Source organism: Pseudomonas sp. v388 (genome assembly GCF_003935425.1).
Classification (GTDB): Bacteria; Pseudomonadota; Gammaproteobacteria; order Pseudomonadales; family Pseudomonadaceae; genus Aquipseudomonas.
The window spans coordinates 289,386-311,002 of the sequence record NZ_RHQN01000008.1; the positions used below are offsets into that span (position 1 = coordinate 289,386).

General features: G+C 62.7%; 18 protein-coding genes and 2 riboswitches. Of the genes, 6 read left to right on the top strand and 12 right to left on the bottom strand.

All coding sequences use genetic code 11. From position 1 onward, the window contains the following. Positions 1-7: 7 nt before the first annotated feature. From EGJ27_RS19715 to EGJ27_RS19725, 3 genes are all read right to left on the bottom strand, one after another. Positions 8-1,075: a phosphotransferase family protein gene (locus EGJ27_RS19715; protein WP_125832411.1), complete on the bottom strand. Its 1,068-nt coding sequence runs from the start codon at positions 1,073-1,075 to the stop codon at positions 8-10. Positions 1,076-1,296: 221 nt separating this feature from the next. After that, entirely contained in the window at positions 1,297-1,614 is a 318-nt protein-coding gene (locus EGJ27_RS19720; RefSeq protein ID WP_125832412.1) for an SCP2 sterol-binding domain-containing protein, read from the bottom strand. Between the two features lie 67 nt (positions 1,615-1,681). Further along, a complete protein-coding gene (locus tag EGJ27_RS19725) occupies positions 1,682-2,392 on the bottom strand; it encodes a histidine phosphatase family protein (RefSeq protein WP_125832413.1) in 711 nt (236 codons plus the stop codon). Between the two features lie 202 nt (positions 2,393-2,594). Here EGJ27_RS19725 and sohB point away from each other — a divergent pair, with 202 nt between their 5' ends. Then, complete coding sequence (gene sohB, locus EGJ27_RS19730; protein WP_125832414.1) at positions 2,595-3,617, top strand: protease SohB; 1,023 nt, start codon at positions 2,595-2,597, stop codon at positions 3,615-3,617. A 103-nt stretch (positions 3,618-3,720) separates the two neighbouring features. On the opposite strand, the gene EGJ27_RS19735 is transcribed toward sohB, so the two are convergent. From EGJ27_RS19735 to EGJ27_RS19755, 5 genes are all read right to left on the bottom strand, one after another. After that, on the bottom strand, positions 3,721-4,215 hold the full coding sequence (locus EGJ27_RS19735) for a DUF934 domain-containing protein (protein ID WP_125832415.1): 495 nt from the start codon (positions 4,213-4,215) through the stop codon (positions 3,721-3,723). Continuing rightward, positions 4,199-5,857, bottom strand: a complete 1,659-nt coding sequence (locus EGJ27_RS19740; RefSeq protein WP_125832416.1) for a nitrite/sulfite reductase — start codon at positions 5,855-5,857, stop codon at positions 4,199-4,201. The genes EGJ27_RS19735 and EGJ27_RS19740 overlap by 17 nt, the downstream gene beginning before the upstream one ends. Before the next feature lie 580 nt (positions 5,858-6,437). Next, positions 6,438-6,683 carry a DUF2970 domain-containing protein gene (locus EGJ27_RS19745; RefSeq protein ID WP_125832417.1) on the bottom strand — a complete coding sequence of 82 codons (246 nt, stop codon included), beginning with the start codon at positions 6,681-6,683 and terminating at the stop codon, positions 6,438-6,440. 59 nt (positions 6,684-6,742) lie between these two features. Then, positions 6,743-10,462, bottom strand: a complete 3,720-nt coding sequence (gene metH / locus EGJ27_RS19750; RefSeq protein WP_125832418.1) for a methionine synthase — start codon at positions 10,460-10,462, stop codon at positions 6,743-6,745. Positions 10,463-10,484: 22 nt separating this feature from the next. Then, a complete protein-coding gene (locus tag EGJ27_RS19755; protein WP_125832419.1) occupies positions 10,485-10,682 on the bottom strand; it encodes a hypothetical protein in 198 nt (65 codons plus the stop codon). Positions 10,683-10,804: 122 nt separating this feature from the next. Here EGJ27_RS19755 and EGJ27_RS19760 point away from each other — a divergent pair, with 122 nt between their 5' ends. Further along, complete coding sequence (locus EGJ27_RS19760; RefSeq protein ID WP_125832420.1) at positions 10,805-11,827, top strand: acyltransferase; 1,023 nt, start codon at positions 10,805-10,807, stop codon at positions 11,825-11,827. Positions 11,828-11,897: 70 nt separating this feature from the next. Next, positions 11,898-12,491, top strand: coding sequence for a Fe-S biogenesis protein NfuA (gene nfuA / locus EGJ27_RS19765; protein WP_125832421.1), 594 nt, complete (start codon positions 11,898-11,900; stop codon positions 12,489-12,491). A 154-nt stretch (positions 12,492-12,645) separates the two neighbouring features. On the opposite strand, the gene cobM is transcribed toward nfuA, so the two are convergent. From cobM to EGJ27_RS19785, 4 genes are read right to left on the bottom strand one after another with little or no spacing between them, the layout of a single operon-like run. Then, positions 12,646-13,392: a precorrin-4 C(11)-methyltransferase gene (cobM, locus tag EGJ27_RS19770; RefSeq protein ID WP_125832422.1), complete on the bottom strand. Its 747-nt coding sequence runs from the start codon at positions 13,390-13,392 to the stop codon at positions 12,646-12,648. A 38-nt stretch (positions 13,393-13,430) separates the two neighbouring features. Further along, positions 13,431-13,832, bottom strand: coding sequence for a cobalamin biosynthesis protein (locus EGJ27_RS19775; protein WP_371920872.1), 402 nt, complete (start codon positions 13,830-13,832; stop codon positions 13,431-13,433). 25 nt (positions 13,833-13,857) lie between these two features. Continuing rightward, positions 13,858-14,559, bottom strand: coding sequence for a CbtA family protein (locus EGJ27_RS19780; protein WP_125832424.1), 702 nt, complete (start codon positions 14,557-14,559; stop codon positions 13,858-13,860). Positions 14,560-14,570: 11 nt separating this feature from the next. Further along, positions 14,571-14,756 carry a CbtB-domain containing protein gene (locus EGJ27_RS19785; protein ID WP_125832425.1) on the bottom strand — a complete coding sequence of 62 codons (186 nt, stop codon included), beginning with the start codon at positions 14,754-14,756 and terminating at the stop codon, positions 14,571-14,573. Between the two features lie 119 nt (positions 14,757-14,875). Continuing rightward, positions 14,876-15,084, bottom strand: a riboswitch (cobalamin riboswitch). Between the two features lie 58 nt (positions 15,085-15,142). Next, positions 15,143-15,361: riboswitch (cobalamin riboswitch) on the top strand. A 93-nt stretch (positions 15,362-15,454) separates the two neighbouring features. Here EGJ27_RS19785 and cobW point away from each other — a divergent pair. Genes cobW through EGJ27_RS19800 form a run of 3 tightly spaced genes read left to right on the top strand, consistent with a single transcriptional unit; the run spans position 15,455 to position 21,351 of the window. Further along, positions 15,455-16,528 (top strand): cobalamin biosynthesis protein CobW, encoded by a 1,074-nt coding sequence (cobW, locus tag EGJ27_RS19790; protein ID WP_125832426.1) that lies wholly within the window; start codon positions 15,455-15,457, stop codon positions 16,526-16,528. A gap of 3 nt (positions 16,529-16,531) precedes the next feature. Then, on the top strand, positions 16,532-20,296 hold the full coding sequence (gene cobN, locus EGJ27_RS19795; protein WP_125832427.1) for a cobaltochelatase subunit CobN: 3,765 nt from the start codon (positions 16,532-16,534) through the stop codon (positions 20,294-20,296). Then, entirely contained in the window at positions 20,296-21,351 is a 1,056-nt protein-coding gene (locus tag EGJ27_RS19800) for an ATP-binding protein (protein WP_125832428.1), read from the top strand. The genes cobN and EGJ27_RS19800 overlap by 1 nt, the downstream gene beginning before the upstream one ends. Positions 21,352-21,617: the final 266 nt, after the last annotated feature.

Genomic DNA, 21,617 nt, shown 5'->3' on the forward strand with positions numbered 1-21,617 from the left:
GTTCGGGTCAGAGGCTGGAGCGGGCGATGACCTGCAGGCTCATGTGTTCCAGCAAAGCGTTCATCTGCACGAAGCTGGCAAAACGCTTGTCCTGCGTCTGGCCATGATAGAAGCGGTAGTAGATCTGCTGGACGATACCGGCCAGGCGAAACAGACCATAGGTGTAATAGAAGTCGACATTGTCGATCACGATACCGCAGCGCTGTGCGTAGTAATCCACGAACTGGCGGCGGGTCAGCATGCCCGGCGCATGGCTGGGCTGGCGACGCATCAGTTGCACGGGCGCCGGGTCGTCGGCCTGAATCCAGTAGGCGAGGGTGTTGCCCAGGTCCATCAACGGATCCCCCAGGGTGGTCAGCTCCCAATCCAGCACGCCGATGATGCGCATCGGGTCGGCAGGGTCGAGGATCACGTTATCGAACCGGTAGTCGTTATGCACGATGCCGGCCGTGGGATGATCGGCGGGCATGTGCAAGGCCAGCCAGTCCTTGACCTTGTCCCAGCGCGGCGCATCCGGAGTCATGGCCTTATCGTAGCGCTCGGTCCAGCCCTGGATCTGCCGTTGCACATAACCTTCGGGCCGCCCGAGGTCGCCCAGTCCGCAGGCCTGGTAATCCACCTGATGCAGTTCCACCAGGCGGTCGATGAAGTTCTTGCACAGTGCTTCGGTGTGCGGGGCATCGAGCTGCAGTTCGGGCGGCAGGTCGGAACGCAGAATGATGCCTTGGAGTCGCTCCATGACATAGAACGGTGAGCCGATCAGGCTTTCATCGGCGCAATGGACCAATGCGCGTGGGCAGTATGGAAAGGCTTCCTTCAAACCGTTGAGAATGCGGAACTCGCGGCCCATGTCGTGGGCGGATCTGGCCTTGTGGCCGAACGGCGGGCGACGCAGCACCAGCTCTCGCTCAGGGTACTGGATCAGATAGGTCAGATTCGACGCACCGCCGGGAAACTGGCTGATCAGCGGCCTGCCACTGAGCCCGCCGACATGCGCCTTCAGGTAGCTGTCGATCAGAGAAGCGTCCAGTTCTTCGCCGGCACGGACATCGGTGGACTGGTCGGTAAGCGTCATGCGGGTCCCTTTTGCTTATTATTGTGTGCACTCATCATTGACTAATCTAATGACGTGCCCGGCGCCGAACAACTCCGGGATCGCGTTATAGCCTAGCGTGTTGCCGCAGGATCATCGGTCCTGATGCCGATCCGCTTCCGCGCCTGAACGCTGGCCAAAAAAAACCGAAGCCGTCATGGACAGGCTTCGGTTCTGTTGTGCGCAGCATCGGCGGTGGAGCGTTACACCGGGAACAGTTCGCTCAGCTTCATGGCCAGCATCATGTTGCCTTCTGCGCGCAGCTTGCCGCCCATGAACGCCTGCATGCCGTCGGTTTCGCCGCTGACGATGCCCTTGAGGGTGGTGCTGTCCATGATCAGTGTCACGCTGGCGTCAGGGTTTTCGCCTTCCTGGAGCTGGCAGGCGTTGTCCTTGACGATCAGCGCGTAATGCTTGTCTTCATCGGTGATATGGAAACCGAAGATCAGGTCCAGGCCGGTGGCCGCGGCTGGGTTGAACTTGGCTTGCATGGCTTGCACGGCTTGGTCTACTGAACTCATGTGTCGATCCTTTTAGAGAGCACTGTGGTGATGATTGCTTGCATCCTTCGGACGCGATTGGCCGGGCTCAGCGATAAGTGATGAGCTCCGGCGCCTTCTGCAGTTGCAAATGGGTGTAACTGTTGAAGGAAGCCAGGGACACTTCGCTGTTGCGGAACTTGAGCCGATGCAGCGAAGTATTGACGATATGCCAGTTCAATTCGAATGCCTGCTGGGCGGGCATGCCGGTGATGAGATGGAGCAGGGCGGTGATGGTGCCGCCGGAGGTGAACACGGCGATGCGCTCGTGCTCACCGGCGCTGTCGATGATTCGTTGCAGGCCGGCCTGGACCCGCGCCACGAACCCCCGCCAGCTCTGCAAGCCGAGGGTGTCGTGTTCGCCACTTAGCCAGCGGGCGATGATCAAGGCGAACAGGCGCTGGAACTCGGCGCTGTTGTCGGCCATGTTGCGCAGGATGTTCAGCGCTTCGGGCTCGTCGTCGAGCATGGCCGGAATCAGCCCGCGTACCACGCCTTCGGCGTCGAATTCATCGAAAGCACTGTCGATCTGCAACACGGGGGTGGCGTGACCCGCCTGGCTGAACTGTGCCAGCGCATGCCCGGCGGTGTCTTTCTGGCGGCGCAGGTCACCGGACAGGCAACGGTCGAAGGTCATGCCCAGTTCCACCAGATGCGCCCCGAGCACCTGGGCCTGACGAATGCCGACGGGCGAAAGCACGTCGTAGTCGTCGGCACCAAAGGAGGCCTGGCCATGTCGTATGAGGTAGATGCTGCCCACGTCCGTTCATCCCGGTACGTTGAAGGTCCGGCGAGGTTATGGCTGATGCCGGGGAACTGTCAATGAAAAAACATACGGGCGTTTGAAATCAGCGTTTAACATCCCGTCATGGCGCGCCGCTGGTGATCGGCAGGACGCCTCGGTATGCTGGCGGCATCGCAGCCCTTGTCTGGTAAGGGCGCAACGCAAGTGAGGAGTGTTTGTGAATTTCATCGCCGATTACGCAAGTTTTCTGGCCAAGACCGTCACGCTGGTGATCGCCATCGTCGCCGTGCTGGTTGCCATCGCGTCGATGCGCGGCAAAGGGCGTCGCCGCACGGCGGGGCAATTGCAGGTGACCCGTCTCAACGATTTCTATAAAGGCCTGCGCGAGCGCCTGGAACAGTCGCTGCTGGACAAGGATCGGCTCAAGGCACTGCGCAAGGAGCAGGGCAAGGCGCTCAAGAAAGACAAAAAGCACGCTGAGCCCAAATCCCGCGTCTACGTGCTGGATTTCAACGGGGACATCAAGGCATCTGCCACTGAAAGCATGCGCCACGAAATCACCGCCTTGCTGACCCTGGCCACCGACAAGGACGAAGTGGTCCTGCGCCTGGAAAGCGGCGGTGGCATGGTGCACAGCTACGGCCTGGCGTCCTCGCAACTGGCGCGGATTCGTGAAGCGGGCATTCCACTGACCATTTGCATCGACAAGGTGGCGGCCAGCGGCGGCTACATGATGGCCTGCATCGGCAATCGCATCATCAGCGCGCCGTTCGCGATTCTTGGTTCCATTGGCGTGGTCGCGCAGTTGCCCAACGTCAACCGCTTGTTGAAGAAGCATGACATCGATGTCGAAGTCCTGACTGCCGGTGAATACAAGCGCACCCTGACCGTGTTTGGCGAAAACACCGAGAAGGGCCGCGAGAAATTCCAGCAAGACCTGAACATCACCCATGACCTGTTCAAGCGCTTCGTCTCCAGCTATCGCCCGCAGTTGTCTATCGATGAAGTGGCCACCGGCGAAGTCTGGCTGGGCATGGCCGCGCTGGAGAAGCAACTGGTCGACGAACTCAAGACCAGCGACGAATACCTGGCCGAGCGGGCCAAACAAGCGGACGTGTTCCATCTGCACTACGTGCAGCGCAAGAGCTTGCAAGAGCGCATGGGCATGGCCGCCGCGACCACGGCTGACAGCGTGCTGTCCAGAGTGTGGGGGCGGTTGAGCCAGCAGCGGTTCTGGTAAACCCACCGCCTGTAGGAGCGCGCTTGCCCGCGAAGGCAGATATCGCGACGCACAAAAAAGCCCGGACCTTCATTGAAGGCCCGGGCTTTTTGTTACTGCCCAGTCAACGGCGGCGGAACAGCGGCAAAGGCTCGTCGGCGGCGGCCTGGTAGGTCACCGAGAAATCCTTGAGGCCTTCCAGCGCTTCGTACGGGTCCTTGTCGGGGCGCACGGCGAACGCGTCGAAACCGCAGCGGCGCATATAGAACAGCTGGTCGCGCAGGACGTCGCCAATGGCCCGCAGTTCGCCCTTGAAGCCGTAGCGGTCGCGCAGCAGGCGGGCGTTGGAGAAATTGCGGCCGTCGGTGAAGGCGGGGAAGTTCAGGGCGATGACCTGGAACTGGTCCACGTCATCGCCGATTTCCTCGGCTTCCTCATCGCTGTCCAGCCACACGCCCAGGCCGCCGTCGCGGGCCTTGAGCGCGTGCCCATGCTCGCGCCATAGCGCCAGCGGCACGATCAGGTCGTCGCAGTTGGACAGGCTGTCGAAGGTCGTGTCCTTGGGCAGCAGGTGCCAGGTCTCGTCGATGACCTCGTTGTTCTTAATGATTCGCTGCATAGACGCGCTCCTTGAAAGGGTCGATGCCAATACGCTGGTAAGTGTCGATGAAACGCTCGTCCTCGGTACGTTTTTCAACGTACACGTCGATCAGCTTCTCGATCACGTCCGGCATGGCGTCCTGGGCGAAGGACGGGCCGAGGATCTTGCCCAGGCTCGCGTCACGGCTGGCACTGCCGCCCAGCGACACCTGATAGAACTCTTCGCCTTTCTTGTCCACGCCGAGAATGCCGATATGGCCGACATGGTGGTGACCGCATGCGTTCATGCAACCGGAAATGTTCAGGTCCAGCTCGCCGATGTCGAACAGGTAGTCCAGGTCGTCGAAGCGGCGCTGGATGGATTCGGCAATCGGGATCGACTTGGCATTGGCCAGGGAGCAGAAATCACCGCCCGGGCAGCAGATGATGTCGGTCAGCAGGCCGATGTTCGGCGTGGCGAAGCCGTTTTCCTTCAGCTCGCCCCACAGCGTGAACAGCCGGGATTGCTCGACGTCCGCCAGAATGATGTTCTGCTCGTGGGACGTGCGCAGCTGGCCGAAGCTGTAGCGGTCGGCCAGGTCGGCGATGGCGTCCAGCTGTTTGTCGGTGACGTCACCCGGTGCCACGCCGGTGGGCTTGAGCGACAGGGTCACGGAAATGTAGCCCGGCTTCTTGTGCGCCAGGACATTGCGCTGGCGCCAGCGGGCGAAGCCTGGATGCTGGGCATCCAGGGCCGCGAGTTCAGCGTGCTGGTCGGCCAGCTGCTTGTACTCGGGGTCGACGAAGTGCCTGGCGACGCGTTGGACTTCGGCTTCGGTCAGGGTGGTCTGGCCGCCACGCAGGTGGGCCATTTCCGCCTCGACCTTTTCGGCGAAGACTTCAGGCGTCAGCGCCTTGACCAGAATCTTGATCCGGGCCTTGTATTTGTTGTCGCGACGGCCGTAGCGGTTGTACACGCGCAGGATCGCGTCGAGGTAGCTCAACAGGTCCTGCCACGGCAGGAACTCGTTGATGAACGAGCCGACCACCGGGGTACGGCCCAGGCCACCACCGACCAGCACACGGAAACCCAGCTCGCCGGCGGCGTTGTGCAGGGGTTCCAGGCCGATGTCGTGGACTTCGATGGCCGCACGGTCGGTGCTCGCCCCGTTGATCGCGATCTTGAACTTGCGCGGCAGGTAGGCGAATTCCGGGTGGAAGGTCGTCCACTGACGCACGATCTCGCACCATGGGCGCGGGTCCACCAGCTCGTCAGCGGCAACGCCGGCAAACTGATCGGTGGTCACATTGCGCAGGCAGTTGCCGCTGGTCTGGATCGCGTGCATCTGCACGGTGGCCAGTTCGGCGAGAATGTCGGGCACGTCTTCCAGCGCTGGCCAGTTGAACTGGACGTTCTGGCGGGTACTGATATGGGCATAGCCCTTGTCGTAGTCCCGGGCGACCTTGGCCAGCATGCGCGTCTGGCGCGAGGTCAGTTGGCCATAGGGCACGGCGACCCGCAGCATCGGGGCGAAACGCTGGACATAAAGACCGTTTTGCAGGCGCAACGGTCGAAACTCTTCTTCGCTCAGCTCGCCTGCCAGGTAGCGTCGGGTCTGATCACGGAACTGCCTGACGCGGTCCTCGATGATCTGCTGATCGTACTCGTCGTATACGTACATATAGGTCCTGTTCTCAGGCTTCGTCATGAGGCAAGGGGCGGTGGATGCTGTGCAACTCGCTCCAGGCCCTTGCGACATCCAGCAATTCTGCGCGCACGGTCGCGCACTCCTTGCGGAGCGGTGGCGAAGATACCAGCTTGCCGTTATCGGTAAAAGTGATGTTTATATATATGCAAATCGCTAAAAGCGATAAGCAATCCGCCGCCCGGATTTGTCCCTGCTTGCCGTGTGGGCAAGGCTGGTCTTTACTGGGGGCAGGTCGCATCCGGGCACGGATCCGAGAACCCCTTCGTATGCAATCACCTATAAGACAGACAAGAGGCGATGCAATGAGCAAGCACCCGAAAATTACCAAACCTGACAGTCATGTCGATGCCTGGGCCATTTTCTTCATTATCGTGCTGGTGGTGGGAGGTGCGGTGTTCTGGATCAGCGGGCAGTAGGATTTGCCGCTGAACAGGTGGTGAAGGCGTCCCGGTCCCTGTAGGAGCTGGCTTGCAGGCGAATGCTTTCCTTCGGGCAAGATACTTGCTGCGTTCATTGCGGCATCGTCGCCAGCAGGCTGGCTCCTGCGCGTCCATCACACCCCAGCCATATCCACCACCAGCCACACCACCGCGATCAAAACCAGCACGAACAGCACCGTAAACAGCAAGCCCAGCAACAGAAAATGCACGGGCTTGCCGTGGGTGAAGTCCCGCTGGCGGTTTTTGTGACTTTGCACGCCGAGGGCGGCGGCGAGGACGCTGTGCACCATCTGCCAGAATGTTGGCGGCTTGTCGTCAGGCGGGTCCTGATCGGGCGGGGCTTGGAGAGGCGTGTTCATGGCGGCTCGCTGACCATGCTGAAACTCTCAGCATAGCCAGCGAGCGCCATCAGCTGCGGTTACTCGTCATAACCCAGGTTCGGCGCCAGCCAGCGCTCGGTGACGCTGAGGTCCTGACCTTTGCGAGCGGTGTAGCGGGTGACCTGATCCTTGTCGACCTTGCCCACTGCAAAGTATTGCGCCTGCGGATGCGCGAAGTACCAGCCGCTCACCGCCGCAGCGGGGAACATGGCGTAGTGCTCGGTCAGGAATACGCCACTCTTGCCCGGCGTGTGCTCCGCCGTGCCTTCCGGCAGCGGATCGAGCAGGGCGAACAGCGTGCCTTTCTCGGTGTGATCCGGGCAGGCCGGGTAACCGGGAGCAGGGCGGATGCCCAGGTATTGCTCCTTGATCAGCGCCTCGTTGTCCAGTTGCTCGTCCTTGGCATAACCCCAGTAGTCTTTACGCACCTGTTCGTGCAGCCATTCAGCGCAGGCTTCGGCCAGGCGGTCGGCCAGCGCCTTGACCATGATCGAGTTGTAGTCGTCGCCGTTGTCCTGATAGGCCTTGGCCACTTCTTCGGCGCCGATGCCGGCGGTGGTGATGAAGCCGCCGATGTAGTCGGTAATGCCGCTGTCCTTGGGCGCGACGAAGTCGGCCAGCGACAGGTTCGGCTTGCCGTCGGGCTTGATGGTCTGCTGGCGCAGGTGATGCAGTCTGGCCAGCGGCTGACCGTCGTCGCCATACACCTCCAGGTCATCGTGGTCGACCTGGTTGGTCGGCCAGAAGCCGAACACGGCGCGGGCGCTGATCAGCTTTTCGTCGATCAGCTTGCGCAGCATCTGTTGGGCATCTTCGTACAGGGCGCTGGCCGCTTCACCCACCACTTCGTCAGTCAGGATGCGTGGGAATTTGCCGGCCAGGTCCCAGGAAATGAAGAACGGCGTCCAGTCGATATACTCGGCGAGCACGTTCAGGTCGATGTCTTCCAGCACGCGGGTGCCGGTGAATGTCGGCTTGACCGGCGTGTAGCTGTCCCAGTCGAATTGCGGCTTCTTGGCCACCGCCGCGTCGTAGCTCAGGCGCTCGGTGCGGGCGCTGCGGGCTGAGGTGCGTTCGCGCACTTCGACGTATTCCAGACGGGTCTTCTCGATAAAGGCCGGCTTGAGTTCCCTGGACAGCAACTGGGTTGCCACGCCGACGGCACGGGACGCGTCAGTGACGTAGATCACCGCGTCGTTGCTGTACTTGGGTTCGATCTTGACCGCAGTGTGCGCCTTGGAGGTGGTGGCGCCGCCGATCATCAACGGCAGGTGGAAATCCTGGCGCTGCATTTCCCGGGCAACGTGAACCATCTCGTCCAGAGACGGGGTGATCAGGCCGGACAGGCCGATGATGTCGCATTTCTGCTCACGGGCCACCTGCAGGATTTTCTCGGCCGGCACCATCACCCCCAGGTCGACGACGTCATAACCGTTGCAACCCAGCACTACGCCGACAATGTTCTTGCCGATGTCGTGCACGTCGCCTTTGACGGTGGCCATCAGAATCTTGCCCTTGGCCTCCGGCTTGTCGCCTTTCTCCAGTTCGATGAACGGAATCAGGTGTGCCACCGCCTGCTTCATCACTCGCGCCGACTTCACCACCTGGGGCAGGAACATCTTGCCCGAGCCGAACAGATCGCCGACCACGTTCATGCCGGACATCAGCGGGCCTTCGATGACTTCGATCGGCCGCGAGAATGACTGCCGGGATTCTTCGGTGTCCTCGACGATATGGCTGGTGATGCCTTTGACCAGCGCGTGCTCCAGGCGCTGGTTCACCGGCCAGCTGCGCCACTCCTCGGTTTCCGCTTCCTTGACGCTGCCGTCGCCTTTGTATTGGTCGGCGATGGCCAGCAGCGCTTCGGTGCCTTCAGGATTACGGTTGAGCACCACGTCTTCGACGCAATCGCGCAGCTGCGCCGGGATCTGGTCGTAGATTTCCAGCTGGCCGGCGTTGACGATGCCCATGGTCAGGCCGTTGCGAATCGCGTGCAGCAGGAATACCGAGTGAATCGCTTCGCGCACCGGATTGTTGCCGCGGAACGAGAACGACACGTTGGACACCCCGCCCGACGTCAGTGCGTAGGGCAGCTCGTCGCGGATGTAGGCGCAGGCGTTGATGAAGTCCACGGCATAGTTGTTGTGCTCTTCGATACCGGTGGCAATGGCGAAGATGTTCGGGTCGAAGATGATGTCTTCCGGGGGGAAGCCGACTTCGTTGACGAGAATGTCGTAGGAGCGTTTGCAGATTTCTTTCTTGCGCGCCTCGGTGTCGGCCTGGCCCTGCTCGTCGAAGGCCATGACCACCACCGCCGCGCCATAGCGTTTGCACAGCCTGGCGTGGTGAATGAACTGCTCGACGCCTTCCTTCATGCTGATCGAGTTGACGATGCCCTTGCCCTGAATGCACTTGAGGCCGGCTTCGATCACCTCCCATTTGGAGGAGTCGATCATGATCGGTACGCGGGAGATGTCCGGCTCGCCAGCAATCAGGTTGAGGAAGGTCACCATGGCCTTCTTCGAGTCCAGCATGCCTTCGTCCATGTTGATGTCGATCACCTGGGCGCCGGCTTCGACCTGCTGCAGGGCGACTTCCAGGGCTTCGGTGTAGTTGTCTTCACGGATCAGGCGGGCGAAACGGGCGGAACCGGTGATGTTGGTCCGCTCGCCGACGTTGACGAACAGCGACTGGCGGTCGATGGTGAACGGCTCCAGGCCCGACAGGCGGCACGCCTTGGGAATGTCCGGAATCGCGCGTGGCGCATACCTGGCAACTGCTTCGGCGATGGCCTGGATGTGCGCAGGCGTGGTGCCGCAGCAGCCGCCGATGATGTTGAGAAAACCGCTGGCGGCAAACTCTTCGACCACCGCCGCCATTTCCGCCGGCGACTCATCATACTCACCGAAAGCGTTGGGCAGGCCGGCGTTGGGGTGCGCGGAAACCCGCGTCCCGGCCTTGGTCGACAACTCTTCCAGGTACGGACGCAGGTCCTTGGCGCCCAGCGCGCAGTTGAGGCCCACCGAGATCGGGTTGGCGTGGCGCACCGAGTTCCAGAAGGCTTCGGTGGTCTGGCCCGACAAGGTGCGACCCGAAGCATCGGTGATGGTGCCGGAAATCATGATCGGCAATTCGAAGCCGACTTCCTCGAACACACCCTGCACGGCGAAGATCGCAGCCTTGGCGTTGAGGGTGTCGAAGATGGTTTCGATCAGGATAAGGTCGGCGCCGCCTTCGATCAGGCCGCGGGTGGCTTCGGTGTAGTTCTCCACCAGCTCGTCGAAGGTGACGTTGCGGTAGCCGGGGTCATTCACGTCCGGGGAAATCGAGCAGGTGCGACTGGTCGGCCCGATCACACCGGCGACGAAACGCGGCTTGTGCGGCGTCTCCAGGGTCTTGGCGTCGGCCACCTTGCGCGCCAGGCGTGCGCCTTCCACGTTCAGTTCGTAGGCCAGCGCTTCCATGCCGTAATCGGCCTGGGACACCTGGGTGGCGTTGAAAGTGTTGGTTTCCAGAATGTCGGCGCCGGCGTCCAGGTACGCCTTCTCGATGGCGCCGATCACGTCGGGGCGCGACAGGATCAGCAAGTCGTTGTTGCCCTTGACGTCACTTGGCCAGTCGGCGAAGCGCTTGCCGCGGTAATCGGCTTCTTCCAGGCGATAGCTCTGGATCATGGTGCCCATGCCGCCGTCGAGGATCAGGATCCGCTCATTCAGAGCATTGAGAAGAGCTTGCTGGCGGGCGCTACGGTCGGACATGAGAGCTACCTGGTAAAGGCGATTACAGAAAGGTCGAGATGATAGCAAACCAGAGCGGTATTTGCGGTGTTGACGGTTTTGCATGAAAACTGTTCATGTTGGTGGGGGTCGTGTCGCCTTGGTCAAACTGAACGAAAAGCCGCAGTCCGACAACCGGCTCAAACCCCTTGGGAACGGGTGTTTTGCGTCGCGAGCCACGCAGAACATGGCTTGCGGCCATCGCTGTTTCCTGAACGAGGCCTGGATTTGCGCGATCTTTCCGGAAAAAGGGCGGTCCGAGTAGAGCGCGTCGCGTGCCGGATCTGGTGGCGGCTGAGTAAACAGGCGGTAGAGGTTTTTTGGATGTTGATTTCGGTTCAAGCCTTGCGGGCGTTTGCCGCGTGGGTCGTCGTGTGTCACCACTTCATGCAGATTTTTTTCGATTTCAAGGCCAGCGGGCCTGTCGGTGAATTCTTCGTTACCAAGGGCGCAGTGGGCGTCGACATCTTCTTTGTCATCAGCGGGCTGGTGATTTTCCTCTCCACGCAAAACCGTGACATGCCGGCCGGACGGTTTCTCATGCACCGGCTGATCCGCATTGTCCCGGCGTACTGGCTGTACACCGCCGCCATGGCGCTGTTGCTGTTGGCCGCCGCACCGTTCCTGCCGCATCAGGTCATCGGCTGGCAGAACTTTTTGCTGTCGCTGTTCTTCATACCGTCGGAGAATCCCGGCGGTTACGGGCTGTACCCGACGCTGAACGTCGGCTGGACGCTCAACTATGAAATGCTGTTCTACCTGCTGTTTTCCATGGTGTTCCTGTTCGAGCGCCGGCATCGACCGCTGATCATCGCCGCCGCGCTGTTCGCGGTGACCGAGATCCTGGCGCGCACCGGGTTGATCAGCCGCTTCTACGGCAACGACATCGTCTACGAATTCCTGCTGGGGATCGGCATTGGTCTGGTCTACAGGCGTGGCTGGATCAAGCAGGCGTTCTGGCTGCCGCTGGCGGGTGTGGCGTTGGGGCTGGTGACCATTTATCTGTTGGGCAACGAGCAGCGCCTGCTCAACTGGGGATTGCCCAGCGCGCTGATCGTGTTGTCCTGTGTCTCGCTGGAACCGTACTTCCGCGGCAGCCGGTTGCTCAAGGTGCTCGGCGACTGCTCGTATTCGGTGTACCTGCTGCATGTGCTGGTGCTTTATGGGGGTCTGCTCATGGCACAGCGTTTCGGCTTGAACCCCTACGTGGTGTTCGCGTTTTGCGTGCCGATCATCGCCATCGGCGCCTGGGTCAGTTATGAGTGGATCGAGAAGGGCCTGTACCGTCGGATGAAGGGTTGGCTGGACGTACGCCGCGGTGCTCAGGAGGCGCGGGTTCTTTCCTGACAAAATTACTGGGACTTTGTGCGCGGCACTGGATTGGCGTAAACTGCCGGCACGTCTGCGAGGAATTTTCATGACCGCTATCACTATTACCGATGCCGCCCACGATTATCTGGCCGATCTGCTGGAAAAGCAGAACACCCCTGGCATCGGCATCCGCGTGTTTATTACCCAACCCGGCACCCAATACGCTGAAACCTGCATTGCCTACTGCAAGCCGGGCGAAGAAAAACCTGAAGACAAGGCTATCGGCCTCAAGAGCTTCACCGCCTGGATCGACGGCTTCAGCGAAGCGTTCCTGGACGATGCGGTGGTCGATTACGCCACCGATCGCATGGGCGGTCAGTTGACCATCAAGGCGCCGAACGCCAAAGTGCCGATGGTCAATGCCGACAGCCCGATGAACGAGCGCATCAACTATTACCTGCAAACCGAGATCAATCCCGGCCTTGCCAGCCATGGCGGCCAGGTGACCTTGATCGACGTGGTGGAAGAGGGCGAACAGAACATCGCCGTGTTGCAGTTCGGCGGCGGTTGCCAAGGCTGCGGCCAGGCGGACGTCACCCTGCGCGAAGGCATCGAACGCACCTTGCTGGAACGTATTCCCGAGCTGTCCGGCGTGCGCGACGTGACCGACCACACCCAGAAAGAAAACGCTTACTACTAAGCGTTTCTCTCTTTTCGCCAGCAAGCTGGCTCCTACTGGTTCAGTGCAGTCCTGTAGGAGCCAGCTTGCTGGCATGTTATCAGGCGACATTTGCGCTTCGGATGGACCATTTTTTCGCCAGCAAGTTGGCTCCTGCACAGATCGTATGTGCTGATCAGGGCCGAAACAAATGCGCATGCCCTGCCCGGTACAGCGACGATTCGGCAAACGGGTCGTTACCCAGCACACGCCCCACCAGAATCAACGCCGTACGCCTGAAACCTTTGGCTTGCACCTTATCGGCAATATCCGCCAACGTCCCCTGCACCCAGTCCTGATCCGGCCAGCTGGCACGATGCACCACCGCAATCGGGCAGTCGGCGCCGTAATGCGGGGTTAATTCGGCGATGATTTTCTGCAGATTATTGACCCCCAGATGAATCGCCATGGTCGCTCGGTGGCTCGCCAGGTTCGCCAGTTCTTCGCCCGGCGGCATTGAGGTTTTGTCGGCGTAGCGGGTCAGAATCACCGTCTGGGAAATATCCGGCAAGGTCAGCTCGGTGCCCAGCAGCGCGGCACAGGCGGCGGTGGCCGTCACGCCGGGAATGATTTCGAAGGGAATGTTCAACTCGCGCAGGTGGCGAATCTGTTCGCCGATGGCGCCGTACAGGCTCGGATCGCCTGAATGTACACGGGCCACATCCTGGCCTTGTTCATGAGCAGATTTCATCAGCGCGATGATCTGTTCCAGGTGCAGCTCGGCGCTGTTGGTGACCTGCAACGCCTGATGGCCTTCCAGCACGGCCAAAGGCACTAGCGAACCGGCATAAATGATAACCGGGCAACTGCGGATCAGGCGCTGACCCTTGACGGTGATCAGTTCCGGGTCGCCGGGGCCTGCGCCGATGAAAAAGACGGTCAATGAATACTCCAGAATGGGTCAAAGGCTACAGGAGCTGATTATCGGCCCTGAGCGGGGGCGCTTGCCAAGGCAAATGTTGCCTGGGGAGACGTTTGCCGGCTGATCAGCAGCCGTGCCGGGCCGCTTCCCAGTCGGGTTGCGACGGCCAGGGCGGCGCTTTCCGCTATGCCGTGGCAGCCGGTGTGCTGGTAAGCCTGGATTGAACGATGGGTCAGTTGCGCTTCAAACGGCAACAGCTGGTTCAGGTCAGCCGGCATAAGGGGAATACCCAGTCGTTCAGCCAGTTCCAGCAAGCCCGGCTCGCGGCGTTTCAGGTCAATGGTGGCCAGCGCGTTGACGGCCTGTATGTCGAGGCCATGTTCAGACAGGCCGCGCTGCATCAACTCCAGCAACAGTTGCGCCGAACAATCGCGTCGACAGCCCAGTCCGGCCACCAGCACCAAACCGGGCGGCGACTTGCGCCACTCAGTGCTGATGGCTGTCGGCCTGATGGCGATTGAACAGCCAGACGCTGATCAGGCCCAGCGCGATCCAGAACAGCGCATTGGTCAGCAGCGACGCGACCATGAACTGCGATTCCAGCGCTTTCGGCGCGAGACTTGCGTGGACTTCGGGTTGTGGCGCGCCCAGCAGGTGCGGCACCAGCACGATGGCGACGCCCAGCACCTTGAGCAGCGCGTTGCGTGCGAACACGATCAGCGCCAGACCGGCGGCGGTGGACGCCGCAGCGCCGATCCACCAGGCCTGGCGCTGGCCCAGGTCCGCAGCCGCCGTGCCCGGGAGTTCAGGCGGCAGGCCCAAAGTCGGCGCCAGTACGAACACCGCAAACCCCGCCAGCCCCCACCACACGCCTTGAGCCGTGCGGCCCGGCGCCCGCAGGGTGTAGATCGCGGCGAGCATCAGGGCGAAACCGACCGCCACCACCAGATTGCCGCCGGCGGTAGACAGCACGCGCTGCCAGCCGTCTTGCGGTTCCCAGGCCTCGGCGTCATGGCTATGACCGGCAGCCGCTTCGGCACCGTGCTCATGCACCTGCATCGCCGGGGCTGTCTCGTAGGTTTCCGCTTCATGGATCAACGGCACGACCCAGACGCTTTGCAGCAGGGTCAACAGCAGCGCGGCGAGCAGTCCGGTGAAACCTGCCGTCACGGCGATTCGCTTGAACATGGCGTCAGGTCTCAATGGCAAGGAAAGGCGGCACTGTGGCGGGTGTCGTGGGCGGCGTTGTGCACGGCGGCGATGTGTGAGAAACCGGCAAAATACACCAGGAACAGGCCCAGGATCGCGGCGCTGAAGGCGGCGACCAGACGGTGGCTGCGGGTGGAGGTCGTGCTGGCTGAATGGCTGGAGCTGATGGTCGACATGGCGATGCCCTCGAATGCAAACGAATGCGAGCAGGCCATGCGCAACAAGGCACGCTGACCCGGCTCTGTGGCACAGAAGGATCGGCATGCTTGAACTGCGCCCGCCCACCGCGGGGTTGTCATTGCAATACGTTGCGGGCCGGTCTCCGGGCTCGCGAGGGGTGAACGTATCCGTTCGGCCTTCAAGGTCACCTTCCCATGCCACGCACAGTGGATCTGACCTTCTCTCGCTTACCGTTGCGGGGGCAGCACCGGACTTGCTCAGTATCCTGAACGCACCGGTTTCCCGTTTCACCCCGTGAAGGGCACCCGTAACAAGACGTGTAGGAGAGCATGGGCAGGCGGGGATCGTCAATCTGAACGATTGACCTGTCTGCGGGCACTGCGTAGCCTTGCGGGCTTGAGGTTCTTCGTCCGATCGGGACGGAGCGAAGATGGGAATGCGGTCAATGCCGCAGCTGCCCCCGCAACTGTAAACGGTCATGTCGGTCGCATCGCCACTGCGCAAGCGGGAAGGCGCAACCGACGCGCTGCCCGGGGTCGCAACGCCCGCAGCAGCGCGCAAGCCGTGAGCCAGGAGACCTGCCTCTACCGAACTCTCACTACAACCGGGCGGGGTGATCCGGTGGCGATTCGAGCCGTGCGCCAGGCGTGCGGTTCTCGTCCTGTTTGCCCGCCGTCTCGCCAAAGGGCACCTGATGAAAACACTGGCCAAGCTCCCCGTCACCATCGTTACCGGCTTTCTGGGCTCGGGCAAGACCACCTTGCTGCGGCACATGCTGGATAACGCCGAAGGCCGCCGCATCGCGGTGATCGTCAACGAGTTCGGCGAGCTGGGCATCGACGGCGAAATCCTCAAGCAATGCAGCATCGGCTGCACCGAAGAAGAAGCCAACGGCCGCGTGTATGAGCTGGCCAACGGCTGCCTGTGCTGCACCGTCCAGGAAGAATTTTTCCCGGTGATGCGCGAGCTGGTGGCACGCCGTGGCGACCTGGATCACATCCTGATCGAAACCTCCGGGCTGGCCTTGCCCAAGCCTCTGGTGCAAGCCTTCCAGTGGCCGGAAATTCGTAGCGCCTGCACGGTTGACGCGGTGATCACCGTGGTCGACAGCCCGGCGGTGCTGGCCGGCACCTTCGCCGCGTTCCCCGATCAGGTCGACGCCCAGCGCAAACTCGATCCGAATCTGGATCACGAATCGCCGCTGCACGAATTGTTCGCCGACCAACTGGCCAGCGCCGACCTGGTCATCCTCAACAAGGCCGACCAGCTGGACGCTGCGGGGCTTGCCGCGGTGCGCGCCGAGGTCGCTGAAGAACTGCCGCCGGCGGTCAAGGTCGTCGAAGCCAGCAGTGGCCGTCTGCCGCTGAGCGTATTGCTGGGCGTGGGTGCCGAATCCGAGCTGCACATCGACGGCCGCAAGACCCATCACGATCATCATGATGGCGAGGATCATGACGACCACGATCATGACGCCTTCGACTCGATCTCCATCGAACTGCCAGAAGGTCAGGAAAGCGTATTGCTCAAGGCGTTGACCGATCTGGTGGTGCAGCACGGCATCCTGCGAGTCAAGGGTTTCGCGGCGATTCCGGGCAAGCCGATGCGCCTGCTGATCCAGGGCGTCGGCACTCGTTTCGACAAGCATTTCGACCGCGCCTGGGGCGCCGATGAGGCGCGGGTGACCCGTTTGGTGCTCATCGGTCAGGAACTGGATGCCGTCGCGCTGGAAGCGCAGCTCAACGCCGCCCTCGTGTCGACAGCGGCCTGATCCATGCACCTGCTGAGAACCCAGCCCGGCGGTTTTGTCCCGGACGACAGCATCGCCGACCTGGGCCAGACGCCTGCCGAGCTGGTGATTCTTTGTAGCGGCGATTCGAGCCTGGCGCTGCTGGCCGAAGCCGCGCAGCAGTTGCCCGAGGATTACCCGAGCCTGCGCCTGGCCAACCCGATGCAGGTGCAGAATCACGCCTCGGTTGACCTGTACGTCGATGAAGTCTTGCGCCATGCCAGGGTCATTCTGATCTCGCTGCATGGCGGCATCGGCTACTGGCGCTACGGCGTCGAACGCCTGATGGAACTGGCCGGGCGCGGCGTGCAGGTCATTCTGGTGCCGGGGGATGATCGTCCCGACCCCGAATTGAGCGACCTGAGCACCGTGCCCGCGCAACACCGCGACCGTCTCTGGCAATTCTTGCGTCAGGGCGGGCTCAATAATGCGCTGGAGCTGTACCGCAACATCGCCAGCCAGTGGCTGGGTCGCGACTATGCATGGGCCGAACCGCAGCCATTGCCACGGACCGCCGTTTATTATCCTCAGCGTGCAGGCGCGACGCTTGCCGACTGGCAGGCGCAATGGCATTCAGACCGACCGGTCGTTGCACTGTTGTTCTACCGTTCCCACTTGCAGGCTGCCAACACCGGTTTCATCGATGTGTTCTGCGAACGCTTGCAGGCGCAGGGTTTGAACCCGCTGCCAATTGCCGTGGCCAGCCTCAAGGAACCCGCTTGCCTGGAGCAGGTGCAGGACTGGCTGGATGAGGCCGACGCCGAGCTGATCCTCAACACCACCGGTTTCGCCCAGTCCAGCCCGGAAGCCCCGCACCTGCGGCCATTCCGGCGCAACGTGCCGGTAATCCAGGCCATTTGCGCCCAGGATAACGAGCCGTCGTGGCAGGCCAGCGAGCAGGGCCTCGGTGCTCGGGACCTGGCAATGCACATCGCCTTGCCGGAACTGGACGGCCGGATCATCAGCCGCCCGATCAGCTTCAAGGACCTGGCCTGGCGCAGCGAGCGCAGCCAGTCGGACGTGGTCTGCTACCGCGCCCAGCCCGAGCGCATGGATTTCGTCGCCGAACTGGCGAGACGCTGGATCGAACTGGCGCGCCTGCCGAATGCGCAAAAGCGCGTGGCGCTGATTCTCGCCAACTACCCGACCCGCGACGGTCGCATCGGCAACGGCGTGGGCCTGGATACGCCGGCGGCAGCCCTGAACATTCTTCGCGCCCTCGACGCGCAAGGCTACCCGCTGGCACCGTTGCCTGAATCCGGCACCGAGCTGATTCAGTTATTACTCGGCGGCGTGACCAATGATCTGGACAGCCTGGATCTGCGCCCGTGCCACCAAAGCATGGCGCTGGACGAATACCGCGCCGCCTTCGAACGACTGCCTCAGGCCAATCGTGACGCCGTCAACGCTCGTTGGGGGGCGCCGGACGCCGACCCGATGTTCCGCAGCGGGCGAATGATGATCGCCGGGGTGCGCCTGGGCCTGACCTTCGTCGGCATTCAGCCGGCCCGAGGTTATCAGGTCGACCCCAGCGCGGTTTATCACGATCCCGACCTGGTACCGCCTCACGGCTATCTGGCGTTCTACTTCTGGCTGCGCACGGCTTACGGCGCCCATGCCGTGATCCATGTCGGCAAGCACGGCAACCTGGAATGGCTGCCGGGCAAGGGTGTCGGGCTCTCGGAGCACTGCTGGCCGGATGCGGTGCTCGGCGCCATGCCCAATATCTACCCGTTCATCGTCAACGATCCGGGCGAGGGCGCCCAGGCCAAACGCCGCACCCAGGCGGTGATCATCGACCACCTGATGCCGCCGCTGACCCGCGCCGAGACCTACGGCCCGCTGCGCAATCTGGAACTGTTGGCCGACGAATATTACGAGGCGCAACTGCTTGACCCGCGCCGCGCCCGGGAGCTGCAGCGGGATATTCTCAATCTGGTGCGCGAAACCCGGATCGATCGGGAACTGGAATTGGGCGATGCACTGGACAGCGATGCAGACGCCGCGATCTGGTTACCGCGTCTGGACACTTACCTGTGCGACCTGAAGGAATCCCAGATTCGCGACGGCCTGCACGTTTTCGGTGAATCGCCCCAAGGCCGGTTGCGTATCGACACGCTGCTGGCCCTGCTGCGTATTCCCCGTGGCGATGGGCGTGGCGCGCAGTCCAGCCTGCTGCGGGCACTGAGCAAGGCGTTCGCGCTGGACTTCGATCCGCTGGATTGCCAGCTGGCCGAACCCTGGCAGGGCTCGCGTCCTGCGACGCTGCTCGGCGTCAGCGCCGAGCCTTGGCGAACCACCGGCGATACCCGCGAGCGTTTGGAGTTGTATGCCGCGCGCTTGATCGAAGCGCTCGATGCGGGCGATTCAGTCGCCGACCTGCCGGATGGGGAAGACCTGGGGCTGATCATCGAGCATCTGCAAAAGGTGGTCGCGCCGCGGCTCGACGCCTGCGGCCCGGCGGAAATGCAGGGCCTGCTCGATGCCCTGAGTGGGCGCTTCGTGCCGGCCGGTCCCAGCGGGGCGCCCAGCCGTGGGCGGCTCGACGTATTGCCCACCGGGCGCAACTTTTTCACTGTGGACGTGCGCAACCTGCCGACCACCACCGCGTGGCGCATCGGCTTTCAGTCCGCCAATCTGCTGCTCGAACGTCACCTCCAGGATCATGGCGACCACCTGCGCCAGCTGGGTCTGTCGGTGTGGGGCACGGCGACCATGCGCACCGGCGGTGACGATATCGCCCAGGCCATGGCGCTGATGGGCGTGCGTCCGGTGTGGGCCACGGGCAGTCAACGGGTCGATGATTTCGAGATTCTGCCGCTGAGCCTTTTGGACCGCCCGCGAGTGGACGTGACCCTGCGGGTATCGGGATTTTTCCGCGATGCCTTCGCCAACCTGATCCGCCTGTTCGACGCGGCCGTGCAGGCGGTCGCCGCGCTGGACGAACCGGACGATCTCAACCCGCTGGCCGCCCGTGTGCGTGACGAACGCCGCGAGCTGCTGGCCGGCGGCCTGGACGAGGAGCAGGCTGCACGCCAGGCCGGCTGGCGGATTTTCGGTGCCAAGCCCGGTGCATACGGCGCGGGCGTACAAGGCGCCATCGATGGGCGCCTGTGGCAGACCCGCGACGATCTGGCCCAGGTCTATCTGAACTGGGGCGGTTACGCCTATGGCGGCGCCGACGAAGGCACGCCGGCGCGGCAGCGCTTCGCCCAGCGACTGTCACAGGTTCAGGCGGTGTTGCAGAACCAGGACAACCGCGAGCACGACCTGCTGGATTCCAACGACTATTACCAGTTCCAGGGTGGCATGCTGGCCGCGGCCGACAGCCTCGGCGCCGGCAAGACCGCCAGTTACCACGGCGATCATAGCCAGCCCGACCTGCCGAAGATTCGCACCCTCAAGGAAGAACTGAACCGAGTGATCCGCTCCCGCGCCGCCAATCCCAAGTGGATCGACGGCGTGAAGCGTCACGGCTATAAAGGTGCGTTCGAAATGGCCGCAACCGTGGACTTTCTGTTCGCGTTCGACGCCACCACCGAGCTGATCGACGATCACCAATATGCGTTGCTGGCCGACGCGTATCTGCTCGACCCCGACACCCGTGACTTCATCCGCGAGCACAACCCCGATGCCTTGCGGGACATGACCGAGCGCATGCTCGAAGCCCAGCAGCGTGGCTTGTGGCAGGAACCGGGCGACTACCGTGAAGCCCTTGAAGAGCTGCTGCTGGATATAGAAGAGAATTGATGACCTTGGCCGACGCAACCATGACGATGACCCCGCAAACCGATAGCCCGCACTTTCCGCTGGCCGCCGTGGTCGGTGCCGATGACCTGAAGCTGGCCTTGTGTCTGGCGGCCATCGACCCACGCATCGGCGGCGTGCTGATCGAAGGACCGCGCGGCATGGCCAAATCGACCCTGGCCCGTGGTCTGGCGGATCTGCTGGGCAGCGGCCAGTTCGTCACCTTGCCGTTGGGCGCTACCGAAGAACGGCTGATCGGTACGCTCGATCTGGATGCTGCGCTGGCCGAGGGTCGTGCGCGGTTTTCCCCAGGCGTTCTGGCCAAGGCCGACGGCGGGGTGTTGTATGTCGATGAGGTCAACCTGCTGGCCGACCATCTGGTGGATCTGCTGTTGGACGTGGCTGCCAGCGGCACCAATCTGGTGGAGCGTGACGGTATTTCCCATCGGCATGCCGCGCGCTTCGTGCTGATCGGCACCATGAACCCGGAAGAGGGCGAACTGCGCCCGCAGCTGCTCGACCGTTTCGGCCTCAACGTGGCCCTGGATGGTCACACACTGCCGGCCGAACGTGGGCAGATCGTGCGGCGGCGTCTGGATTTCGATGCCGATCCGCACGGCTTCTGCCGGCAATGGCAGGCCGAGCAGCACGCGCTGGAGCAACGCTGCGAACGGGCGCGTGGGTTGTTGCCGGGCATTGCGCTGGACGATGAAGCCGTGACCGAGATTGCCGAACGGTGCTTTGCGGCAAGGGTCGATGGCATGCGCGCCGATCTGGTCTGGCTGCGCGCGGCCCGAGCGCACGCCGCGTGGCGCGGGGCGAGCCGCATCGAAACCGTGGACATCGACACCGTTGCCGAATACGCCTTGCGTCATCGCCGTCGCTCGTCGACGCCGCCTCAGGATTCAGAGCGTGCGCAAGCCGAGCCGCCTCAATCTCCGCCTGGCAGCCCGGACAACCGGCCTCAGGGCGGACAGGGCCAATGGGGGCAATTGCCGGCCCAGCCAGTAGCGACCGGCGCCCGCCGTGAAGTGCCGAGCTGGCCAAAAAAGCCTTAGGCATCCGCTCTCGCTCGTTCAAGGGGGCGGATGCCAGCCCCAGGCCGGGCCAGTTGAACGCGGGAAAACACGGCGCGGCGCGTGCCGGTACGGATGGCGCCGTGGCTTGGGTGCCGACCTTGTTGCGCGGGCGACCTCGCAGCCATCACGACCTGGTTCGCCGGCCCCCCCGCGGGCGGGCGGGTGGGCGGGTGGGGGGGCACGGGGCCCCCGCGGCCCCGACCCCCCCCCCCCGCCGCGGGAGTGAGGGCCCAGGGCGGGTTGGC